The organism is Serratia sp. D1N4 (assembly GCF_054552755.1).
Window position 1 is genome coordinate 5,048,975 of sequence record NZ_CM137274.1, and the last position, 20,692, is coordinate 5,069,666.

At 54.7% G+C, this 20,692-nt stretch carries 15 protein-coding genes; 4 read left to right on the top strand and 11 right to left on the bottom strand.

The window, feature by feature from the left end:
* Positions 1–161 precede the first annotated feature (161 nt).
* Positions 162–1,670 carry a glycerol-3-phosphate dehydrogenase gene (gene glpD, locus ACX1CU_RS22745; protein ID WP_459400441.1) on the top strand — a complete coding sequence of 503 codons (1,509 nt, stop codon included), beginning with the start codon at positions 162–164 and terminating at the stop codon, positions 1,668–1,670.
* 79 nt (positions 1,671–1,749) lie between these two features.
* Here glpD and glgP read toward each other — a convergent pair whose 3' ends face one another.
* From glgP to asd, 6 genes are all read right to left on the bottom strand, one after another.
* Positions 1,750–4,197: a glycogen phosphorylase gene (gene glgP, locus ACX1CU_RS22750; protein ID WP_459400442.1), complete on the bottom strand. Its 2,448-nt coding sequence runs from the start codon at positions 4,195–4,197 to the stop codon at positions 1,750–1,752.
* Positions 4,198–4,221: 24 nt separating this feature from the next.
* On the bottom strand, positions 4,222–5,655 hold the full coding sequence (gene glgA, locus ACX1CU_RS22755; protein ID WP_459400443.1) for a glycogen synthase GlgA: 1,434 nt from the start codon (positions 5,653–5,655) through the stop codon (positions 4,222–4,224).
* A 77-nt stretch (positions 5,656–5,732) separates the two neighbouring features.
* A complete protein-coding gene (gene glgC, locus ACX1CU_RS22760) occupies positions 5,733–7,010 on the bottom strand; it encodes a glucose-1-phosphate adenylyltransferase (RefSeq protein WP_459400444.1) in 1,278 nt (425 codons plus the stop codon).
* A 12-nt stretch (positions 7,011–7,022) separates the two neighbouring features.
* Complete coding sequence (gene glgX / locus ACX1CU_RS22765) at positions 7,023–9,014, bottom strand: glycogen debranching protein GlgX (RefSeq protein ID WP_459400445.1); 1,992 nt, start codon at positions 9,012–9,014, stop codon at positions 7,023–7,025.
* Complete coding sequence (gene glgB, locus ACX1CU_RS22770; RefSeq protein ID WP_459400446.1) at positions 9,011–11,197, bottom strand: 1,4-alpha-glucan branching enzyme; 2,187 nt, start codon at positions 11,195–11,197, stop codon at positions 9,011–9,013. The genes glgX and glgB overlap by 4 nt, the downstream gene beginning before the upstream one ends.
* A gap of 526 nt (positions 11,198–11,723) precedes the next feature.
* The gene (gene asd / locus ACX1CU_RS22775) at positions 11,724–12,827 is read right to left on the bottom strand and encodes an aspartate-semialdehyde dehydrogenase (RefSeq protein ID WP_459400447.1); all 1,104 of its coding nucleotides are present in this window, start codon (positions 12,825–12,827) and stop codon (positions 11,724–11,726) included.
* Between the two features lie 222 nt (positions 12,828–13,049).
* On the opposite strand from asd, the gene ACX1CU_RS22780 reads away from it, so the two are divergent.
* Positions 13,050–13,643 carry a YhgN family NAAT transporter gene (locus ACX1CU_RS22780; protein ID WP_459402891.1) on the top strand — a complete coding sequence of 198 codons (594 nt, stop codon included), beginning with the start codon at positions 13,050–13,052 and terminating at the stop codon, positions 13,641–13,643.
* 37 nt (positions 13,644–13,680) lie between these two features.
* On the opposite strand, the gene gntT is transcribed toward ACX1CU_RS22780, so the two are convergent.
* Complete coding sequence (gene gntT, locus ACX1CU_RS22785) at positions 13,681–14,997, bottom strand: gluconate transporter (protein ID WP_459400448.1); 1,317 nt, start codon at positions 14,995–14,997, stop codon at positions 13,681–13,683.
* 262 nt (positions 14,998–15,259) lie between these two features.
* Here gntT and ACX1CU_RS22790 point away from each other — a divergent pair, with 262 nt between their 5' ends.
* Positions 15,260–15,766 (top strand): gluconokinase, encoded by a 507-nt coding sequence (locus tag ACX1CU_RS22790; RefSeq protein WP_459400449.1) that lies wholly within the window; start codon positions 15,260–15,262, stop codon positions 15,764–15,766.
* A 31-nt stretch (positions 15,767–15,797) separates the two neighbouring features.
* On the opposite strand, the gene gntR is transcribed toward ACX1CU_RS22790, so the two are convergent.
* Positions 15,798–16,793, bottom strand: a complete 996-nt coding sequence (gene gntR / locus ACX1CU_RS22795) for a gluconate operon transcriptional repressor GntR (RefSeq protein ID WP_459400450.1) — start codon at positions 16,791–16,793, stop codon at positions 15,798–15,800.
* A gap of 122 nt (positions 16,794–16,915) precedes the next feature.
* Positions 16,916–17,611 (bottom strand): pirin family protein, encoded by a 696-nt coding sequence (locus tag ACX1CU_RS22800; protein ID WP_459400451.1) that lies wholly within the window; start codon positions 17,609–17,611, stop codon positions 16,916–16,918.
* Positions 17,612–18,000: 389 nt separating this feature from the next.
* Between ACX1CU_RS22800 and ACX1CU_RS22805 the strand changes: the two genes are divergently transcribed.
* Complete coding sequence (locus ACX1CU_RS22805) at positions 18,001–18,498, top strand: GNAT family N-acetyltransferase (RefSeq protein WP_459400452.1); 498 nt, start codon at positions 18,001–18,003, stop codon at positions 18,496–18,498.
* A 36-nt stretch (positions 18,499–18,534) separates the two neighbouring features.
* Here ACX1CU_RS22805 and iolE read toward each other — a convergent pair whose 3' ends face one another.
* Positions 18,535–19,431: a myo-inosose-2 dehydratase gene (gene iolE, locus ACX1CU_RS22810; RefSeq protein ID WP_459400453.1), complete on the bottom strand. Its 897-nt coding sequence runs from the start codon at positions 19,429–19,431 to the stop codon at positions 18,535–18,537.
* Between the two features lie 232 nt (positions 19,432–19,663).
* A complete protein-coding gene (locus ACX1CU_RS22815) occupies positions 19,664–20,677 on the bottom strand; it encodes a Gfo/Idh/MocA family protein (RefSeq protein ID WP_459400454.1) in 1,014 nt (337 codons plus the stop codon).
* Positions 20,678–20,692 lie beyond the last annotated feature (15 nt).

The window sequence follows — 20,692 nt, forward strand, 5'->3', positions numbered from 1 at the left end:
TACCCCTTCAATTTGTATCCCTATCATCACCGAATCGTTACCTCTATCACGCAAAAATGTTTTTGTTTGGTTAACTCTTGGCTTGTTTGTTGGTTTTTGATTACAATCATGAGCGAAAACGAACATTAAAGAGCTATTCCGAACATCTGGAGGAAGTTAACGTGGAAACCAAAGACTTGATCGTGATCGGTGGCGGTATCAACGGTGCCGGCATCGCAGCAGATGCAGCCGGGCGCGGGCTGTCCGTTCTGCTACTGGAAGCGCAAGACTTGGCCTGTGCTACGTCTTCCGCCAGCTCAAAACTGATCCATGGTGGCCTGCGCTACCTGGAGCATTACGAATTCCGCCTGGTGAGCGAAGCGCTGGCCGAACGTGAGGTGCTGCTCAAACTGGCACCGCATATCGCCTTTCCAATGCGTTTCCGCCTGCCGCACCAACCGCATTTACGCCCAGCCTGGATGATCCGCACCGGTCTGTTCCTGTACGATCACTTGGGTAAGCGCACCAGCCTGCCAGGCAGTAAAGGTTTGCGTTTTGGACCAGAATCGGTACTGAAGCCAGAATTAACGCGCGGTTTCGAATATTCAGACTGCTGGGTAGACGATGCACGCCTGGTGGTATTGAACGCGCAGGAAGTGGTTGAACGTGGCGGCGAGGTGCGTACCCGTACTAAAGTCACCCGCGCCTGGCGTGAAAATGGCCTGTGGATGGTGGAAGCCACCGATATCGACAGCGGCAAAACCTTGACCTGGCGCGCCAAAGGGTTGGTCAATGCCACCGGCCCATGGGTGAAGCATTTCTTCGACGACGGCCTGAAACTCAAATCCCCTTACGGTATCCGCCTGATCAAAGGCAGCCACATTGTGGTACCGAAGGCGCATAACCAGCCGCAGTCTTACATTCTGCAAAACGAAGACAACCGTATTGTGTTCGTGATCCCATGGCTGGATGACTTCTCCATCATCGGCACCACCGACGTGGAATACCACGGCGACCCGAAAGACGTGAAGATCGACGATAACGAAATCGACTATCTATTGAAGGTGTATAACAATCACTTCAAGAAACAGTTGGGCCGTGACGATATCGTCTGGACCTACTCTGGCGTGCGCCCGCTGTGTGATGACGAATCTGACTCGCCGCAGGCGGTCACCCGTGACTACACGCTGGATGTGCATGACGATCAGGGCAAAGCTCCCCTGCTTTCCGTGTTTGGCGGTAAACTCACTACCTACCGCAAACTGGCCGAGCATGCGATGGAAAAACTGGCGCACTATTACCCTGGCGCTGGCCCGGCGTGGACCAAGAACGGCGCGCTGCCCGGTGGCGACATCGGCGGCGACCGTGATAGTTACGCTGCCAAACTGCGCCGCCAATATGGTTGGCTGCCAGAGTCGCTGGCTCGCCGTTACACCCACACTTACGGCAGCCATAGCGAGCTGATCTTGGCGAATGCCACTAGCCTGAGCGAGTTGGGTGAAGACTTTGGTCATGGTCTGTATGAGGCAGAACTGAAGTATCTGGTGGAGAAAGAGTGGGTGGTTGAGTTGGATGATGCTATCTGGCGCCGCACTAAACTGGGTATGTGGCTTGATGAAGCACAGCAGGCGCGGGTGAAAACCTGGCTGGCAGAACTCGCGAAGCTGAAAGCGCTGCCGCTGGCCTCTTGATATCAAGGCAAAAAAGAGGCCCAGCACGCTGAGCCTCCGAACATCTTTCACTAAAGGGCCGTTATTCGGCCCTTTTTTATTACAATTTTATCGGCTTAATGTTCCAGATCTCATCCGCGTACTCCTGAATAGTACGGTCAGAAGAGAAATAGCCCATATTGGCGATATTCAGTATGGCGCGCCGCGTCCAGTCGTCCTGATTCAGATACACCTCATCCACTTTGTCCTGCGTATCCACATAGCTGCGGTAATCTGCCAGCAGCTGATAGTGATCGCCCAGATTGACCAGCGAATCAAACAGGTTGCTGTAGCGCTGTGGCTCTTCCGGGCTGAACGCGCCAGTGGCAATCTGCGTCAGTGCCTGATGCAACTCGGCATCCTGCTCATAATATTGACGCGGGTTATAGCCGGTACGGCGCAAATCTTCCACCTGATCGGCGGTATTGCCGAAGATGAAGATATTTTCTTCCCCGACGTGATCCAGCATTTCGACGTTAGCACCGTCCAGCGTGCCGATGGTCAACGCGCCGTTAAGGGCAAACTTCATGTTACTGGTGCCTGATGCTTCCGTACCCGCCAGCGAGATCTGCTCGGAAAGATCCGCCGCCGGAATGATCATCTGCGCCAGGCTCACGCCGTAGTTCGGAATGAATACCACTTTCAGATCGTCGTGCACACGCGGATCGTTGTTGATCACCTTCGCCACGTCGTTGATCAAACGAATGATCTGCTTGGCCGCGTAATAAGCCGAAGCCGCTTTACCGGCAAAAATCACCACGCGTGGCACGCTTTTGGTTTCCGGATCCTGCAACAAACGGTTATAGCGGGTGATCACATGCAGCACGTTAAGCAGTTGGCGCTTATATTCATGGATACGCTTGATCTGCACGTCGAACAACGCATCCGGGTTCACCACCACGTTGAGTTTCTTCGCAATGTAGCTCGCCAAACGCTCTTTGTTCTGGCGCTTGGCCGCCTGTACCGCCTGTAGGAAACTCGGGTAATCCACGTTGGGTTTGATTTCACTGAGCTGGCTGAGATCGGTACGCCAGTGATGGCCAATGCTGTCGTCCAGCACTTTCGACAGTGGCCGGTTAGCCAGGCCCAGCCAGCGACGCGGCGTTACCCCGTTGGTTTTATTACAGAAACGATCCGGGAATACGCGGGCGAAATCGGCAAACAGAGATTGCACCATCAGCTCAGAGTGCAGTGCGGAAACGCCGTTCACTTTATGGCTGGCCACTACCGCCAACCATGCCATACGCACCCGACGGCCATTGGTTTCATCAATAATGGAAACACGCGACAACAGCTTGTTATCGCCAGGGATCACTTCCTGCACATGCTTGAGGAAATGGTCGTTGATTTCGAAAATAAGCTGCAAGTGACGCGGCAGGATCTTGCCCAACATATCGACCGGCCAGGTCTCCAGTGCTTCACTCATCAGCGTGTGGTTGGTATAAGAGAACACCTTCTCCACCACGGTCCAGGCATCCAACCAACTGAATTTATGCTCATCAATCAGCAAATGCATCAGTTCAGGAATGGACAATACCGGATGAGTATCATTGAGATGAATAGCGATCTTATCGGCCAGATTGTCGAAGGTTTTGTGCATCGTCCAGTGGCGGCTGAGAATATCCTGCACCGTGGCCGACACCAGGAAATACTCCTGCCGCAGACGTAATTCACGGCCAGAATAGGTAGAGTCATCCGGATAGAGCACGCGCGATACGTTTTCGGAGTGGTTTTTATCTTCCACTGCGGCGAAGTAGTCGCCCTGATTGAATTTACCCAGGTTGATTTCGTTGCTGGCCTGGGCACTCCACAAGCGCAGCGTGTTGGTGGCATCGGTATCAAAACCGGGTATCACCTGATCGTAAGCGATCGCCACGATCTCTTCGGTTTCCAGCCAGCGTGCTTTCGCCCCTTCCTGCTGAATACGCCCGCCAAAACGCACTTTATAACGGGTGTTATGACGCGGGAACTCCCACGGGTTGCCATATTCCAGCCAGTAATCTGGCGACTCCATCTGCTGGCCATTAATGATGTTCTGCTTGAACATGCCGTATTCATAGCGAATACCGTAGCCCCGCCCTGGCAGCGCCAGCGTGGCAAGCGAATCAAGGAAACAGGCCGCCAAACGCCCCAGGCCGCCATTGCCCAGGCCGGGATCGTTTTCTTCTTCGAGCAACTCGCTCAGGCTCAGGCCCATTTCATCCAATGCATCTTCAATATCCTGGTAAATCCCCATCGATAATAAAGAGTTTGATAATGTACGGCCGAGCAGGAACTCCATCGACAGGTAATAGACCTGCCGCACGTCCTGCGAAAGCTGGGCGCGGTTCGAGCGTAGCCAGCGTTCCACCATCCTGTCGCGCACCGCAAACAGCACGGCGTTCAGCCAGTCATGCTGGGTGGCGATAGCCGGATCTTTACCGACAATAAACATCAGTTTATAGGCGATAGAATGTTTCAGCGCTTCCACACTGACCGTGGGTGAGGTGTAACTAAATGGTGAAGTCATAACGATTTGTTCCCAAGTGCGTAATTACAACAAGCGTTGATAAAGCGACAGATAATCCTTTGCCGCGACCTGCCAGCCAAAATCCAGACCCATGGCATGGCGTTGTACGTGGCGCCAGTGTTTCGGCCTGCTCCACAGTACCAAGGCGCGTCGGATCGCGTTACTCAAGGCAACGGCGTCACAATCATCAAACACAAATCCGCTGGCAGTGCCGTCGGCCAGATTCTCCAGCGCGCAGTCCACTACCGTATCCGCAAGCCCGCCAGTGCGACGCACCAGCGGCAACGTTCCATATTTCAAACCATAAAGCTGAGTCAAGCCGCAAGGCTCGAAACGGCTCGGCACCAGAATCACATCCGCCCCGCCGATAATCCGGTGGGAGAACGCCTCATGATAGCCAATCTGCACACCCACCTGCTCTGGGTAATCGGCCGCAGCCGCCAGAAAAGCCTGCTGCAACATCGCATCACCGGCTCCCAATAACGCCAGTTGCCCCCCTTGATCAAGCAGCGCCGGCAAGGCATCCAGCACCAGATCCAACCCCTTTTGGCTGGTCAGGCGGCTAACCACGGCAAACAGCGGCAAAGACTCATCCACCTGTAAACCCATGGCTTTTTGCAGATGAACCTTGTTTTTAGCCTTGTCTTTCAGACGATCGGCGTCATAACGGGCGGTCAGACGTGCGTCGTGGGACGGATCCCAGATCTTGTCATCCACACCGTTAAGAATGCCACTCAACCGGCCTTGCCGCTGACGATCCTGCAACAACCCTTCCATGCCATAACCAAACTCCGCGTGGGTAATTTCACGCGCATAGGTCGGGCTGACGGTAGTGATATGATCGGCATAAAACAGCCCGGCTTTAAGGAATGATATCTGACCGTAGAACTCCAAACCGTAAAGATTAAGGAACGACGGTGGCAACCACAGCTCCGGCATATGATGGGCAGAGAACAACCCCTGATAAGCCAGGTTATGCACGGTGAAAATAGAGCGTGCAGGATAACCATTGGCCGCCAGATAAGCGCAGGCCAGCCCGGCATGCCAGTCATGCGCATGCACCACCTTTGGCCGCCAGTAATGATCCAGCCCTTTCGCCAACTCACAGGCCATCCACCCCAGCAACGCAAAGCGGCGATGGTTATCTGGATAAGCGTTCATTGACTGATCGTGATACGGGCTGCCCGGCCGGTCATACAGCCAAGGCGCGTCAATCAGGTAAACCCCGACGCCGTGATAGGTACCATACCGCAAGCCCACCCGCCCGGCGAAAGAGTCGATCTCCGCCACCAGTACGGTGTCCGGAATACCGTTACGGATATCAGGAAAAGCCGGTAACAACACCCGAACGTCCGCACCTGCGGCAATTTGTGCCGCCGGTAATGCGCCAACAACGTCTGCAAGACCACCCGTTTTAAGCAGAGGGAACATTTCAGAACATACGTGTAAAACCTGCATTCTCACTCCTGAAATTCGGCAAAAACTTCTTTGCAGAGATAGAGGGCGCAGCGAGCGCCCACGGGTTCAGCAAATGCCTACAGCTTTGACAGCATTTCACGCGTCACCAGCACAATGCCTTCTTCTGAACGATAAAAACGTCTGCTGTCATCGTCGGCATTTTCGCCAATCACCATCCCTTCCGGAATTTGGCAGGCACGGTCGATGATGCAGCGACGCAGGCGGCAAGAGCGGCCAACGTTCACATCAGGCAGTAATACTGAAGAGTCAATAGTACAGAAAGAGTTCACTCGCGCACGCGAGAACAGCACCGAATGGACAACCACCGAACCGGAAACAATACAGCCGCCAGCAACCAGCGAGTTCATGGTCATACCGTGGCTGCCGGAACGATCCTGCACAAACTTGGCAGGCGGCAATGGCTCCATATAGGTGCGAATTGGCCAGGCGCGATCGTACATATCCAGCTCCGGCGTTACCGATGCCAGATCAAGGTTAGCACGCCAATAGGCATCCAGCGTCCCGACATCACGCCAATACGGCGGGGCATCCAGGCTGGAAGTCACGCAGGACATGGTGAACGGATGCGCCCAGGCTTCACCTTGTGCGGTGATTTTCGGGATCAGATCCTTGCCGAAATCGTTAGTGGAATCCGGCGTCGCCATATCCTCTTCCAGTAACCGGAACAGATATTTCGCATTGAAGACGTAAATCCCCATGCTGGCCAACGCCATCTCCGGATTACCCGGCATGGCTGGCGGATTTTCCGGCTTCTCAAGAAACTCCAGGATCTGGTCGTTATCGTCCACCTTCATCACGCCAAACTCGCTGGCCTGGCCGATCGGCACCGGAATACAGGCCACCGTACACTGCGCCCCTTTCTCCACATGGTCGATCAGCATGCGCGAGTAATCCATTTTATAAATATGGTCACCGGCCAGGATCACCACGTATTCCGCATCGTAACGGCGGATGATATCCAGGTTCTGGTATACCGCATCGGCGGTGCCTTTGTACCAGTGATCGGAACTCTGGCGCTGCTGGGCAGGCAGCAGATCGACAAATTCATTCATCTCTTCATTGAGGAACGACCAGCCACGCTGAATATGTTGCACCAGCGTGTGGGAATGATATTGGGTAATCACGCCCATCCGGCGGATCCCCGAATTCAGACAGTTCGACATGGCAAAATCAATGATGCGAAACTTACCGCCAAAGTGCACGGCCGGTTTGGCACGGGTAGAGGTCAAATCTTTCAAACGCGAGCCACGACCACCAGCCAATATCAGGGCAACGGTTTTATTCGGCAATTGGCGCGCTAACATCAGGGGGTCTTTACTCTCAAACCTAACCATAGCTGACTCCTTTTAATTTTTCTTTTCTGCCAGCACGCAAAGCGAATGCGCAGCCTGGCACCAGGCGGGTAACTTCGCCTGAGAATCTTCTTCCTGCGTAAAGGGGGCGACAACCTGCCAATCCCCTTCAGGTAACGTCATCTCAACGTCTTGCGGCGTGGCATTGATCACCAGCAGCCAGCGTTGTGACAGGCGGATCTGTAACAGCCGATCGCCCTGTTCCCACTCCTGTGCGCTGAGCGGTTGCCCATGCACATTCAGCCACTGCACGCTGCCGTCTCCCTCTTGCCACCAGCAATCTTGCTGCAAAGCAGGGATTTGCTGGCGCAGGCGGATCAGCGCGGCGGTGTATGCGGTGAGGGAATCATCCGCCTTGGCCCAGTTGAGCCAAGTGGTTTCGTTATCCTGACAATAGGCATTGTTGTTGCCTTGCTGGCTGTGTCCATGTTCATCGCCGGCCAGCAACATCGGCGTTCCCTGAGCCAGCAGCAACGTGGCAAGAAGCGCCCGCTGACTGACCCTACGGTGTTGCACAATGGCGTCGTCAGCAACTGGGCCTTCAACACCGTGGTTGTAGCTAAAGTTGTGGTCACTGCCATCACGGTTTCCTTCGCCGTTCGGCTGGTTGTGCTTCTGGTTAAAACTCACTACATCCTGCAGGGTAAATCCGTCGTGGGCCGCCAGCATATTGATGCTGGCATAAGGTGCGCGCCCACGTTGGTTGAACACATCGCTGGAGGCAGCAAAACGCCGGGCGAACTGACCGAGTGACAGATGCCCTTGCAGCCAGAAGCTACGGATATCATCACGGAAATGGTCATTCCATTCGGCAAAACGGCCGGGAAACGCCCCAACCTGATAGCCGCCGGAACCAATGTCCCAAGGTTCAGCAATCAGTTTGCAACGCCCCAGCGTATCGTCCGCCAGCATCGCCTGAAACAGCGGTGCATCGCGGTCAAACGCCGGTGTACGGCCTAACACGGTGCCAAGATCAAAACGGAAACCGTCAACATGGCACTCACGTACCCAAAAACGCAGGCAATCCATCACCCACGCCACTCCTGCTGGCTGATCCAGCCGCAGCGTGTTGCCACAGCCGGTGGCGTTAACGTAGTCGCCATCGGGTTCAAGCCAGTAATAACTCGGATTATCGATGCCGCGCAGTGACAGCGTCGGCCCGTCGAGATCCAATTCTGCGCTGTGGTTGAACACCACATCGAGAATCACTTCAATGCCCGCCTTATGCAGCGCCTTCACCGCATCGCGAAACTCGCGCAACGGCGTCATCCCGGTTCTCAGGCTGGAATAACGGTTATCCGGCGCATAGGGCGCCAGCACGTTGTAGCCCCAGTAGTTGATCAACCCCAGGCGCTGCAAACGCGGTTCCGTGGTGTGCTGCTGAACCGGCAACAGCTCAAGCGCAGTAATCCCCAGCCGCTTGAAGTAGGCGATCATCACCGGGTGCCCGAGGGCGGCGAAGCTGCCGCGCAACACCGGCGGTATTTCTGGATGCAGCAAGGTCAAGCCACGCACGTGGGCTTCGTAAAGCACCGTTTTGCGCCACGGCGTTGCCGGTGGGCGATCGTCTTCCCAGTCGTAACGCTCGTCGATCACGATGCATTTCGGCATCAGCGGCCCGCTGTCCTGCGGATCCGGCTGGTCATAACCGCCATGCAGATACAAGTGATCGGCCACCGGCCCTTCCACCGCGCGGGCGGCAGGATCGAGCAGCAGCTTGTTGGGGTTAAACCGCAGCCCTCGCTGCGGTTCGAACGGGCCATGCACCCGGAAACCATAACGCAACCCCGGCTCGCCACCTGGCAAATAACCATGCCAGATGTCACCGCTGCGTGCCGGTAACGGCAAACGTGTTTCCCGCAGCTCGGCGTCGAACAGGCATAGTTCCACCTGCGTGGCGTGGGCAGAAAACAGCGTAAAGTTGATGCCATTACCGTCGTAATAAGCCCCTAAAGGCGCAGCGAGGCCGGGTGTCAGTGCAATCATTGCACCTCCCGCAACAAATACACTGTTGCCAACGGCGGCACCATGATGCTGATCGAATGCTCACGGCCATGACTGCCGATCGACTCTGAAATCACCCGCCCCTGATTACCGGCATTACTGCCGTGATAATGGTGCGAGTCGGTATTGAGGATTTCACGGTATTCACCAGGGCGGGAAACACCGATGCGATAATGATGGCGCGGCACCGGGGTAAAGTTGCTAATGGCAATCAGTTCATTGCCGTGCGAGTCGTAACGCGCAAAAGCAAATACCGAGTTTTCATGATCATCCACCACCAGCCACTCAAAACCACCGGCTTGATAATCACACTCATACAGCGGCGCATGGTTCTGGTAACAGTGGTTGAGATCGCGCACCAGGCGCTGTACACCGTTGTGCCAACCATCCGTCCCTTCCAGCAGGTGCCAATCAAGGCTGGTATCGAAATTCCACTCCCGGCCCTGAGCAAACTCGCAGCCCATAAACAGCAGCTTTTTGCCCGGATGTGCCCACATGAAGCCGTAGTACGCCCGCAGGTTAGCGAATTTTTGCCACGCATCGCCCGGCATACGGTCCAGAATAGAACGTTTACCGTGCACCACTTCATCATGCGATATCGGTAACACAAAGTTCTCGGTGTGGGAGTAGAGCATGCCGAACGTCATCATGTTGTGATGATATTTACGGTGTACCGGATCGCATTTCATGTAATCCAGCGTGTCATGCATCCAGCCCAGATCCCACTTGTAATGGAACCCTAAACCGTTGGCTTCCGGCGGCAGCGTCACCCCGGGATAATCGGTAGACTCTTCCGCCAGCGTCACCGCGCCTGGCCGCTCTTTGCCCAACGTCTGGTTGGTGTAGCGCAGGAAGGAGATAGCCTCCAGGTTTTCATTGCCGCCGTAGTAGTTTGGCACCCACTCGCCGTCGGCACGGCTGTAATCGCGGTAGATCATCGAAGCGACGGCATCCACACGCAGCCCATCGATGCCAAAACGTTCCAACCAATAAAACGCGTTACCTGCCAAAAAGTTACGCACTTCGTGGCGACCATAGTTGTAGATCAGGGTATTCCAGTCTTGATGGAACCCTTCGCGCGGATCGGCATACTCATACAGCGCCGTGCCGTCGAAGTTCGCTAACCCGTGAGCGTCGCTTGGGAAATGCCCCGGCACCCAGTCAAGAATCACGTTGATCCCGGCTTCGTGCGCCGCAGCCACAAAGGCTTTGAACTCCGCAGGAGTACCGAAACGGCGCGTCGGGGCATACATTCCCAGCGGCTGATACCCCCAACTGCCGTCAAATGGATGTTCGTTGATCGGCAACAGCTCAAGATGGGTGAAACCCATTTCTTTGACGTAAGGAATCAGTTGTTCGGCCAGTTCCTGATAACTGAGCCAGAAATTGTTGTCGGTATGACGCCGCCATGATCCGAGGTGCACTTCGTAAATTGAAATGGGGCGATCAAAATCATTAGCCCGCTGCCGCTCGGGGGTATTTTCCACCACGGCTGGCAGCGGCGTAATCAGCGACGCCGTATCCGGCCGCATCTGCGCTTCAAAAGCATAAGGATCGGCTTTCAGTTGGACGTTGCCGTAGCAGTCAATAATCTCATATTTATACAATTGCCCGGCCTTGACGCCCGGCAGGAACAGTTCCCAAATCCCATTCTCTCTGCGCAGGCGCATTGGGTGGCGTCGGCCATCCCAGAAGTTAAACTCGCCAACCACAGAAACGCGCTGCGCATTCGGTGCCCACACGGCAAAGCTGACACCTTCTACGTTATCCAGTTCGCCGGGGTGAGCCCCCAGTCGTTCATAGGGCCGCAGATGGGTGCCCTCGGCCAGCAGCCAACTGTCGATATCCTGCAACAGAGTGCCAAAACGGTAAGGGTCTTCGATAATTTGCTGGTGATCGCGCCAACTGGCTTCCAGCTGATAACGGAAAGGGGTTTTACGGCGCGGTACGATGGCACTGAAAAAGCCGCGCGCATCGTCACAATTGAGCTGAACCAAACGGTTACCGGTTTTGCTCTCCACCAGCCACACGGAACCCGCATCCGGTAATAGAGCGCAAATTTGCAACCCACGCTCTGTAACATGCATACCCAGCAGGGCAAAAGGATCGGCGTAGTGGCCGGAAATTATCTGATTGATCACGTCACGATCGGGAAGTACAGGCATGGCATTCTTCCTTAGATTAAGAGCATGACTCTTAAGGGGCTACACCTAACAGCAGCCGTTGTATCTATCATGCAATTCATTCAGAACCTAAAGCGTGATTTCGGTCGGTTATTGATTAATTTGCATCCTTCAAAGCCGAAATACCGCTCTTTATGTCTACTTTTCAGACAAATACTCACCGTTAATCGGCATGAATTCGCCAGCCTAACAAGCATAGCCAAAGTCTGTAGAAGCATTGATGATTACAAAGGAAAATTTTGCATTGGAAAAACGGCAGATCTGGCAGCCTGTTTGCGCTGCAACCGGCTTTGTGACACGCGTGTTACAGCAGTGTTTCATTCCCTCTTTCAGCGATTTTCCATCTCCCTTCGCGCCAGAAACGATAAAAGGTGGGTTGCGTACACAGAGAACAGAGAGTGTTGAAAACAAGGTGTTAAAGGGCCGAAAGAGACCAGCCCTCAGGAAGTTCAGCTTATCCCGCTGGACCTCAGGCTACAGTGCATCCTGAGGTCTGTTGGGCAGAGGTTTACAACAGAATACGCAACATGCGGCGCAGCGGTTCAGCAGCACCCCACAGCAGCTGATCGCCGACGGTGAACGCGGAGAGATATTCCGGCCCCATATTCAGCTTGCGCAGACGGCCGACCGGCGTATTCAGCGTACCGGTCACCGCCGCAGGCGTCAGTTCACGCATGGTCAGTTCGCGGTCGTTCGGGATCACGCGCACCCAGTCGTTGTGCGTTGCCAGCATCTGTTCGATTTCCGCCAGCGGCACATCTTTTTTCAGCTTCAGGGTGAATGCCTGGCTGTGGCAGCGCAGCGCACCGACGCGGACACACAGACCATCAACAGGAATAATCGCCGAGGTATTGAGGATCTTGTTGGTTTCCGCCTGGCCTTTCCACTCTTCGCGGCTCTGGCCGTTATCCAACTGCTTGTCGATCCACGGGATCAGGCTGCCAGCCAAAGGCACGCCAAAGTTATCGGTCGGCAACTTGCCGGAACGGGTGGCTTCAGTGACCTTACGCTCGATGTCCAGAATGGCCGAAGCCGGGCTTTGCAGCTCTTTTGCTACGTCGGCGTGCAGCATGCCCATTTGCATCAGCAGTTCGCGCATATGACGTGCGCCGCCGCCGGATGCCGCCTGATAGGTCGCCACCGACGCCCACTCCACCAGGTTGTTGGCAAACAGACCACCCAGTGACATCAGCATCAGGCTGACCGTGCAGTTCCCCCCGACAAAAGTCTTGATGCCTTTATTCAGCCCTTCCTGGATCACGTCGTGGTTCACCGGGTCAAGGATGATAATGGCATCATCTTTCATACGCAGAGAGGAGGCGGCGTCGATCCAGTAACCTTTCCAGCCGGTTGCACGCAGCTTTGGATAGATTTCGTTGGTGTAATCACCGCCCTGGCAGGTGATAATAATGTCGAGTGCGCTCAGCGCCTCAACATCATACGCATCTTGCAGCGTACCCTGTTGGCCGCCGAAAACCGGGGCGGCAGCGCCGTGCTGCGAGGTGGTAAAGAATACCGGGCGAATGGCGTCAAAATCGCGCTCTTCTGTCATGCGTTGCATAAGTACAGAGCCGACCATACCGCGCCAACCGATGAAACCAACGTTTTTCATAATTTACAGTCCTGCCTTGGGGATAAACGACACTGTCGTAAGTGGTGTGCAATATCTACCCACCTTACAAAATGTCGGCGCAGGCGCAAAGTGAATTTATTCGATGGCTGAGCGATTCTCAGCAATGCTTCTTATATATCTGCCATTCTTCTAAGAGATGGGGATGTAGAGACCAGGGTGTTGCCCGAGTCACCGGCGCATTTTTCAGATTTTGAGGTAATGATGACAGAGATGATTTCGGCCACGGTGCTACTGTTTTTAATCATGGATCCGCTGGGTAATCTGCCGATTTTTATGTCGGTGCTCAAGCACCTGGAGCCGCGTCGCCGCCGGGTGGTGCTGATCCGTGAACTGCTGATCGCCTTGCTGCTGATGCTGGTCTTTCTGTTTGCCGGTGAGCGTATTCTGGCGTTTCTCAACTTGCGCACCGAAACCGTATCGATCTCCGGCGGGATTATCCTGTTCCTGATTGCCATCAAGATGATCTTCCCGTCTCAGGAGGGTAACAGCACCGGCCTTTCTGCCGGTGAAGAGCCATTCCTGGTGCCGCTTGCCATTCCGCTGGTGGCCGGGCCGTCGATTCTGGCAGCGCTGATGCTGCTTTCGCATCAGTATCCTAACCAGTTGTCACACCTGGTGGTGGCGCTGTTGATTGCCTGGGGGTTGTCGGCGGCGATCCTGCTGATGTCGAGCCTGTTCCTGCGCCTGCTGGGTAGCAAAGGGGTGAACGCGCTGGAAAGGTTGATGGGGCTGATTCTGGTGATGCTCTCTACCCAAATGTTCCTGGATGGCATCCGAGCCTATATGAAACTGTAGCCACGCCAGGGCGCTGCTGCGCCCTGGCGTTAAAGCGTTAAATCACCATCGCCAACAACAGGCAGCCAATCAGGCCGCAGACTGAAATGATGGTTTCCAGCACCGACCAGGACTTGATGGTTTCCATAATGGTCAGGTTGAAGTACTCCTTGAACAGCCAGAAGCCTGGGTCGTTAACGTGCGAGAAGATCACGCTGCCTGAACCCACGGCGATCACCATCAGCTCCGGGCTGACCCCGGTGGTAGCGATCAACGGTGCAACAATACCGCCTGCGGTAATCGCCGCGACGGTGGCAGAGCCCAGCGCAATACGCAGTATCGCCGCAATTGACCAGGCCATCAGGATCGGCGAAACGCCGCTGCTCTGCATCATGCTGGCAATGTACTTGTCCACCCCGCTGTCCACCAGCACCTGCTTGAACGCACCGCCACCGCCGATGATCAACAGCATCATGGCAATGATTTTGATGGATTCCGTCACGGTTGCCATCACTTCATCCATGCTACGGCCACGGTTCAGGCCGAAGGTGAAGATCGCGATCAACACCGCAATCAGCGTTGCCATCACCGGATCGCCGAAGAACTCAGCATAAGGCAGAACGGCATGGCCTTTTGGCAGCACCATTTCCGCTACCGCACGCAGCGCCATCAGGATCACCGGCACCAGCGAGGTTGCTACGCTGACGGCAAAGCCAGGCATCTCTTCTTCAGTAAAGGTTTTCGGGTTGTACAAACCTTCAGGGATCGGTTTGTCGATGCCTTTCAGGAAGCGCGCATACACCGGGCCTGCCAGAATCACGGTTGGGATCGCCAGCAAGGTACCGAACAGCAGGGTTTTACCCATGTCCGCATGGAAAATGGTGGCGATAGCGGTTGGGCCTGGGTGCGGCGGCAGGAAACCGTGGGTCACGGACAGCGCAGCAGCCATTGGCACGCCGACATACAGCAGCGGAATACGTGCAGAAGCGGCGATGGTGAACACCAGCGGCAGCAACAGGACGAAACCCACTTCATAAAACAGAGCAAAGCCGACGGTAAAACCGGTGAGCACAATCGCCCATTGAATATGCTGTTTGCCGAATTTGTCGATCAGAGTGGTGGCGATGCGCTGTGCTCCGCCGCAGTCCGCCAACAGTTTGCCGAGCATGGCACCAAAGCCCATGATCAGCGCCAAACCACCCAACGTACCGCCAACGCCGGCCTTGATGGAACCAATCACCTTATCCACTGGCATACCCTGCATGATCCCAACCGCCAGCGCGACCAGAATCAGCGAGATAAAGCCGTTCAGTTTAAAGCGGATCATCAGCAGCAGTAGCATGGCTACGCCGACTGCAACAATCACTAATGGCATAATTTTTCTCCAACTCTTTTATCACTTAGCCTCTTCGCAAAACGGCAGCGAAAAAGGGTGCTTGGTTTTAGTTTTACGGCCCTTTCCTGGTGTTACTGGGCCGCTTGAGTGCGATTGAGTACAGACGACTATCCCTGGCTCTAACCCTTTGTGATGGCAATCACATCTCCATTTGTTACCCGTATCATGATACCGGTAACATGGTAAGATTCGAAACCATCAACCAAGGCAAAATTCTTATTCTGGGATAGAGATCAAACTTATGGCGGGAAAAAGCATCATCCTGATGGGCGTCTCCGGCAGCGGCAAATCCACGATTGGCGCGGCTGTCGCACGGGAAATCCAGGCAAAATTCATTGATGGCGACGATCTGCATCCGCGCGCCAATATCCAGAAGATGGCCAGCGGGCAACCGTTGAATGACGATGACCGTGTTCCCTGGTTGCAGCGTCTTAATGATGCGGCGTACAGCCTGAATCACAAAAATGAAAATGGGATCATCGTCTGCTCCGCGCTGAAGCGCCGCTACCGCGATCTGCTGCGCAAAGACAACGAAAACATGGTGTTTATCTACCTGAAAGGCAGCTTCGATGTGATTCTGGCGCGCCTGAAAGCGCGTTCCGGGCACTTTATGCCGACCGACCTGCTGAAAAGCCAGTTTGACGCTTTGGAAGAACCCACGGCCGATGAGAAAGATGTGATCTGCATTGATATCGATACCGATATCGAAGGCGTGGTCAGCCGTTGCGTGGCCGAACTGCAGAAATAAATGGGCTGAGGGCGCAGATATGCGCCCGGCTTCAGATACTGCCGCCGGGGATCACGGTGAAACCGACGTCAACCATGCGTGGGCCAACCGTTTCACCCCGCAAACGGGCCAGCAGGCGTTCCGCGCCGATCTGCCCCATGCGCTCACGCGGCGTCAGCACGCTCGCCAGCTTCGGCACCATCACCTGGCCAATATCGTGGCCGTGGAAACCGGCAATCGCCATATCCTGCGGGATCGAAAGCCCCTGACGCTGGCATTCAAACGCCGCGCCGATCGCCAAATCATCGTTGGTGCAAAAGATACTGTCGATCTGCGGGTAAGCGCGTTGTGCCTCGAGCAACAGTTCGCCACCGGCAGAATAGGAAGAAGAGCGCGCGGTCATGACGCTGTGCGGTTCTAGGCCAGATTCACGCATCGCCTGTTCGTAACCCTGCTGTTTAATCAGAGTACGTTCATCCTGACGCGCACCGAGATACACCACATGGCGATGGCCGCGCGAGATAATTTGCTGAGTCATCTGGCGGGCGGCCTCAAAGTTGTTGAACCCCACCGCCAGATCGATGCACGGCGATACGCAGTCCATCAACTCGACCACCGGGATGCCAGCGACTTCGATCATCTTCAAGGTGCGCGGAGTGTGGTTACGCTCGGACAGGATCAGCCCGTCAATGTTGTAAGACAGCAAAGACGTCAGGCGTTCTTCTTCACGCTCCGGCAGATAGCCATAGTGCGCCAGCATGGTCTGATAATTATGCGCATCGGTCACGCTCTCGATGCCACGCAGCACCTCGGCGAACACCTGGTTGGTCAGCGACGGCAGCAGCACGCCGATTGCACGGCTGGTGGAATTGGAAAGAATATCCGGGGCACGGTTAGGGATGTAGCCAAGATCGTCCAGCGCGATCGCAATTTTCTGCTGTAAAGCCGCAGAAACCTGATCGGGGTTACGCAAATAGCGGCTCACCGTCATCTTGGTGACGCCAACCTGATCTGCGACATCTTGGAGCACCGGCCGTTTTTTCTTCATTATCAATGAACTGGCTTACCGTGAATGGGTGGCCATTCTAGCAAAAAAAACGGCAGGCCGATATTGTTGCTTACGCGGCCTGCGGGCAAGAAAAAGGGGCCAACATGCTGGCCCCTACTCCATCATACCGGTGGCAGATCGAACAGCAGTATCTCGCTGTCTTCGTCGGCATGAATCGATAATGCAACTTCATCCCACACGGCAAGCGCATCGCTGGTGCCCACTTTGTGGCCATTGATGGCGACATTACCGCGCACCACCTGGATCCAGACTCGGCGTTCAGCCTGAATCGGGTAAACCGACTGTTCATCTTTTTTCAGCGCCCAGCGCGACAGCGTCATATCCTGGAACACTTTCAGCGAGCCTTCGCGGGCATCCGGCGACAGTACCAGTTGGCGGCCCTGCGGTGCGTCAAACATGCGTTGCTCATAGCGAGGCTTCAGCCCAACCTGATCCGGGATAATCCAGATCTGATAAAGATGCAGCGGCCGATCGTTATTGGCGTTGTACTCCGAGTGACGCACCCCGGTACCAGCACTCATAATCTGAAACTCACCGGCATGGATCTGTTCTTTATTCCCCATGCTGTCCTGATGCTCCACCGTACCGCTCAGGATGTAGGTGAGGATCTCCATATCTTTATGGGGATGGGTACCAAAACCCTGACCAGCATCGATCACATCTTCATTGATCACCCGCAGGGCTGAGAACCCCATAAAATCAGGATCATAGTAGTCAGCAAATGAGAAGCTGTGCCAGCTATCCAGCCAACCATGATTGGCATGACCGCGATCTTCTGCTTTACGTAAATAAATCATCTTCAACTCTCCTCAACGTTTTCTACAGTCTAGTCCTGGCGGCAGAATAAGAAAGCGTAAAAATCTCACCCCTCTATTCAAAAAATTAGATGGAGTTTTCAACAGAGTTGCAAATAAGTTGGCCAAGTTAGCAGGCGAGGAAATTTGGGCAAAAAAAAAGCCAGCACCCGAGCTGGCTAAGTAAACATTGGAAGCAATGTGAGCAATGTCGTGCCTTCAAGCGACAGTATCAAAGGTTGATGCTTTCCCCTGAATGCACGTTAATAATAATCATTATCATTCGCACTTGTAAAGCGTTTTTTTGAACAGTTAACAAGAATATTGACTCCCTAGGGTAAACAGATAATTTTAGAGATTATTCAAAGGGTAAACTCAAGGGAGAAGCAATAATGAGCGAGATTGTGGTTCGTCACGTAGAAGATAAAGATGCCGAAGCGTTGCATCAACTGTTCTCGCACCCCGCCGTTTACCGTGACACGCTACAATTGCCGCTACCGTCAAAAGCCCACTGGCAAAAACGCATTGCCGAGGTGAAACCCGGGACTTACAGCCTAGTGGCCTGTATTAATGAGCAGGTGGTCGGCCAACTGACGGTGGAACTTATCCAACGCATCCGCCGCCGCCATGTGGCCACTTTTGGTCTCTGCGTCGATGCCAATTACCACGGCAAAGGCATTGGCAGCGCGCTGATGAAAGCGATGATCGATATTTGCGACAACTGGGGTGCCATCGAACGCATTGAGCTGACGGTGTTCACCGACAATCAGAGCGCGATCGCGCTGTATCGCAAATTCGGTTTCGAGATTGAAGGCACCAGCCGCCACTTTGCTTTCCGCGACGGTGAACTGGTTGATGCCTATCATATGGCACGGTTACGTTCAGTTTGAGATCACCACGGGGCGCGATGATGCGCCCCGTCGAGCTCAAAGCCCTGCGGTTGCACGCAGATAGCGCCGCGCTTTCACCGCATATTCAAACGGGTTGGCGATCGCCGGATCCTGTTCGGCCTCAACCACCATCCAACCTCGATAACCACCTTCGTCCAACAGTTTAAACACCGGGCGGAAATCGATCACGCCGTCGCCCGGCACGGTAAAGGTGCCTTTCTTCACGCCATCTAGGAAGCTCAGCCTGTTGGCTTTCACTGCTGCAACCACCTCATCACGTACGTCTTTCAAATGCACATGGTTGATACGTGGCAGGTATTTTTCCAGGATCGCCAACATCGCGCTTTGGCTGCCTTCGGCATAGTAGGCGTGCCCGGTATCAAACAGCAGGTAAACATCGTCGTTCACCATACTCATATAACGGTCGATCTCTTCCGCCGTCTGAATGCCGGTGCCCATATGGTGATGCAGGCACACCTGCATGCCTTTGCTGGCAGCAATATTCGCCAGTTCGTTATAGCCAGCGGCGATGCGTTGCCACTCTGCGTCGCTGAAATAGGGTTTCTCTTCAAACACCCCTTTGGTGGTGCCCTGAATGCTACGGCTTTGTTCGGAACAGCCGATCACTTTCGCGCCCATGGCATGCAGGAAATTCATATGATTCACAAATTCATCAATGGTTTTCTCCTCCAAACCATCGGCAAAGAAGGTACTGAACCAGGCATTGCAGACTTGGATGCCACGAATATCCAGCATCGGTTTCAGCACTTTTGGGTCGCGCGGGTATTTACTGCCCACTTCACAACCGGTGAACCCCGCCAGCGCCATTTCGCTGATACACTGCTGGAAGGTGTTTTCTTGCCCTAACTCGGGCAGATCGTCATTGGTCCAGCCAATCGGGGCGATGGCCAACTTCACATGTTCTTGATTCATTTTCAGCCTCGGTAATCGGTTAATGCCAGCCACTTGCGGTAATGCTTGTCAGTTAAGGCTAACCAGTTCCCTCTCCCTTGGGGAGAGGGTTAGGGTGAGGGGATGAACACCGCACTACAAGCCCCTCACCCCGGCCCTCTCCCACGGGGAGAGGGGGCGACTCCTTTAGCCATTGCGTATGATTATGCAGTTTTGCGTTTAACTGACCGGCATTACGCCACCCTCGGCCCATTTATTTACCGTAGAAATCAGGGCGGGCTGGCAGCCGGATCGGTACAATTTCGCCGCTGAGCTGGGCTGCAATACAGGCGTCGGCAGCAACCGCTGCGGCATAACCATCCCAGGCAGAAGGGCCGGTCAGCTTGCCGGTTTGTACGTCGTTGATAAAAGCCTGCAACTCAACGTCATAGGCATCAATAAAGCGCTCTTTCCAGTCGGTGAGGATCTCGGTGGAAAGCTTAGCCCCGCTGCGCATTTGCACCGCAGAGGGTTCCGGTAACTTGGCAATACCGCTTTCACCGACGATTTCGCACTGAATATCGTAGCCGTACTGGCAATTCACAAAGATTTCCACATCGATGCGGGCTCCCTTGGCCGTTTCAAGCAGCACAATCTGCGGGTCTTTGAGATGCGAATAGGCTTTGGAAGACTTGCGTGGGAACACCACCTGCACAGAGACGTAATCATCGTCCAGCAGCCAGCGCAGCACGTCGATCTCGTGGATCAGCGTATCGGTAATCGCCATATCCGTGGTGTAGGCCTCGCCGACCGTCGGGTTACGATGCGCGCAGTGCAGCATTAAGGGCTCACCAATCTGGCCGCTGGTCAGCACCTGCTTTAGCGCACGGTAGCCCTGATCGTAAGGGCGCATAAAGCCGACCTGCACCAGCCGCTTGCCCTGTTTGGCTTCGGCTTCGACGATGTTTTTACAGCCCTGTGCGGTGACCGCCAGCGGCTTCTCGCAGAACACCGGTTTACCCGCCGCAATCGCCGCCAGCACAAACTCTTCATGGCTTGGGCCCCATGAAGTGACCAACACAGCCTGTACATCGGCGGCGCGGATCAGATCATGGCCGTTGTCGTACACCTGCGCATCCAGTTTCAACTCACTGACCACCTTGGCCGCGCTGTCACGGTTAATATCATTCACCGCCACAATACGGCTGCCTTGCAGCACTTTGCTGCAACGGCGAATATGATCTCTGCCGATGGCTCCGGTACCAATCACCCCAATATTCAATGTCATTCTCGCTTTCCTCGC

Bases quoted from the DNA above. Each gene is read 5' to 3' on its own strand.
- glgP (WP_459400442.1), bottom strand. From the start codon at position 4,197: ATGACTTCACCATTTAGTTACACCTCACCCACGGTCAGTGTGGAAGCG.
- glgA (WP_459400443.1), bottom strand. From the start codon at position 5,655: ATGCAGGTTTTACACGTATGTTCTGAAATGTTCCCTCTGCTTAAAACG.
- glgC (WP_459400444.1), bottom strand. From the start codon at position 7,010: ATGGTTAGGTTTGAGAGTAAAGACCCCCTGATGTTAGCGCGCCAATTG.
- glgX (WP_459400445.1), bottom strand. From the start codon at position 9,014: ATGATTGCACTGACACCCGGCCTCGCTGCGCCTTTAGGGGCTTATTAC.
- glgB (WP_459400446.1), bottom strand. From the start codon at position 11,197: ATGCCTGTACTTCCCGATCGTGACGTGATCAATCAGATAATTTCCGGC.
- asd (WP_459400447.1), bottom strand. From the start codon at position 12,827: ATGAAAAACGTTGGTTTCATCGGTTGGCGCGGTATGGTCGGCTCTGTA.
- ACX1CU_RS22780 (WP_459402891.1), top strand. From the start codon at position 13,050: ATGACAGAGATGATTTCGGCCACGGTGCTACTGTTTTTAATCATGGAT.
- gntT (WP_459400448.1), bottom strand. From the start codon at position 14,997: ATGCCATTAGTGATTGTTGCAGTCGGCGTAGCCATGCTACTGCTGCTG.
- ACX1CU_RS22790 (WP_459400449.1), top strand. From the start codon at position 15,260: ATGGCGGGAAAAAGCATCATCCTGATGGGCGTCTCCGGCAGCGGCAAA.
- gntR (WP_459400450.1), bottom strand. From the start codon at position 16,793: ATGAAGAAAAAACGGCCGGTGCTCCAAGATGTCGCAGATCAGGTTGGC.
- ACX1CU_RS22800 (WP_459400451.1), bottom strand. From the start codon at position 17,611: ATGATTTATTTACGTAAAGCAGAAGATCGCGGTCATGCCAATCATGGT.
- ACX1CU_RS22805 (WP_459400452.1), top strand. From the start codon at position 18,001: ATGAGCGAGATTGTGGTTCGTCACGTAGAAGATAAAGATGCCGAAGCG.
- iolE (WP_459400453.1), bottom strand. From the start codon at position 19,431: ATGAATCAAGAACATGTGAAGTTGGCCATCGCCCCGATTGGCTGGACC.
- ACX1CU_RS22815 (WP_459400454.1), bottom strand. From the start codon at position 20,677: ATGACATTGAATATTGGGGTGATTGGTACCGGAGCCATCGGCAGAGAT.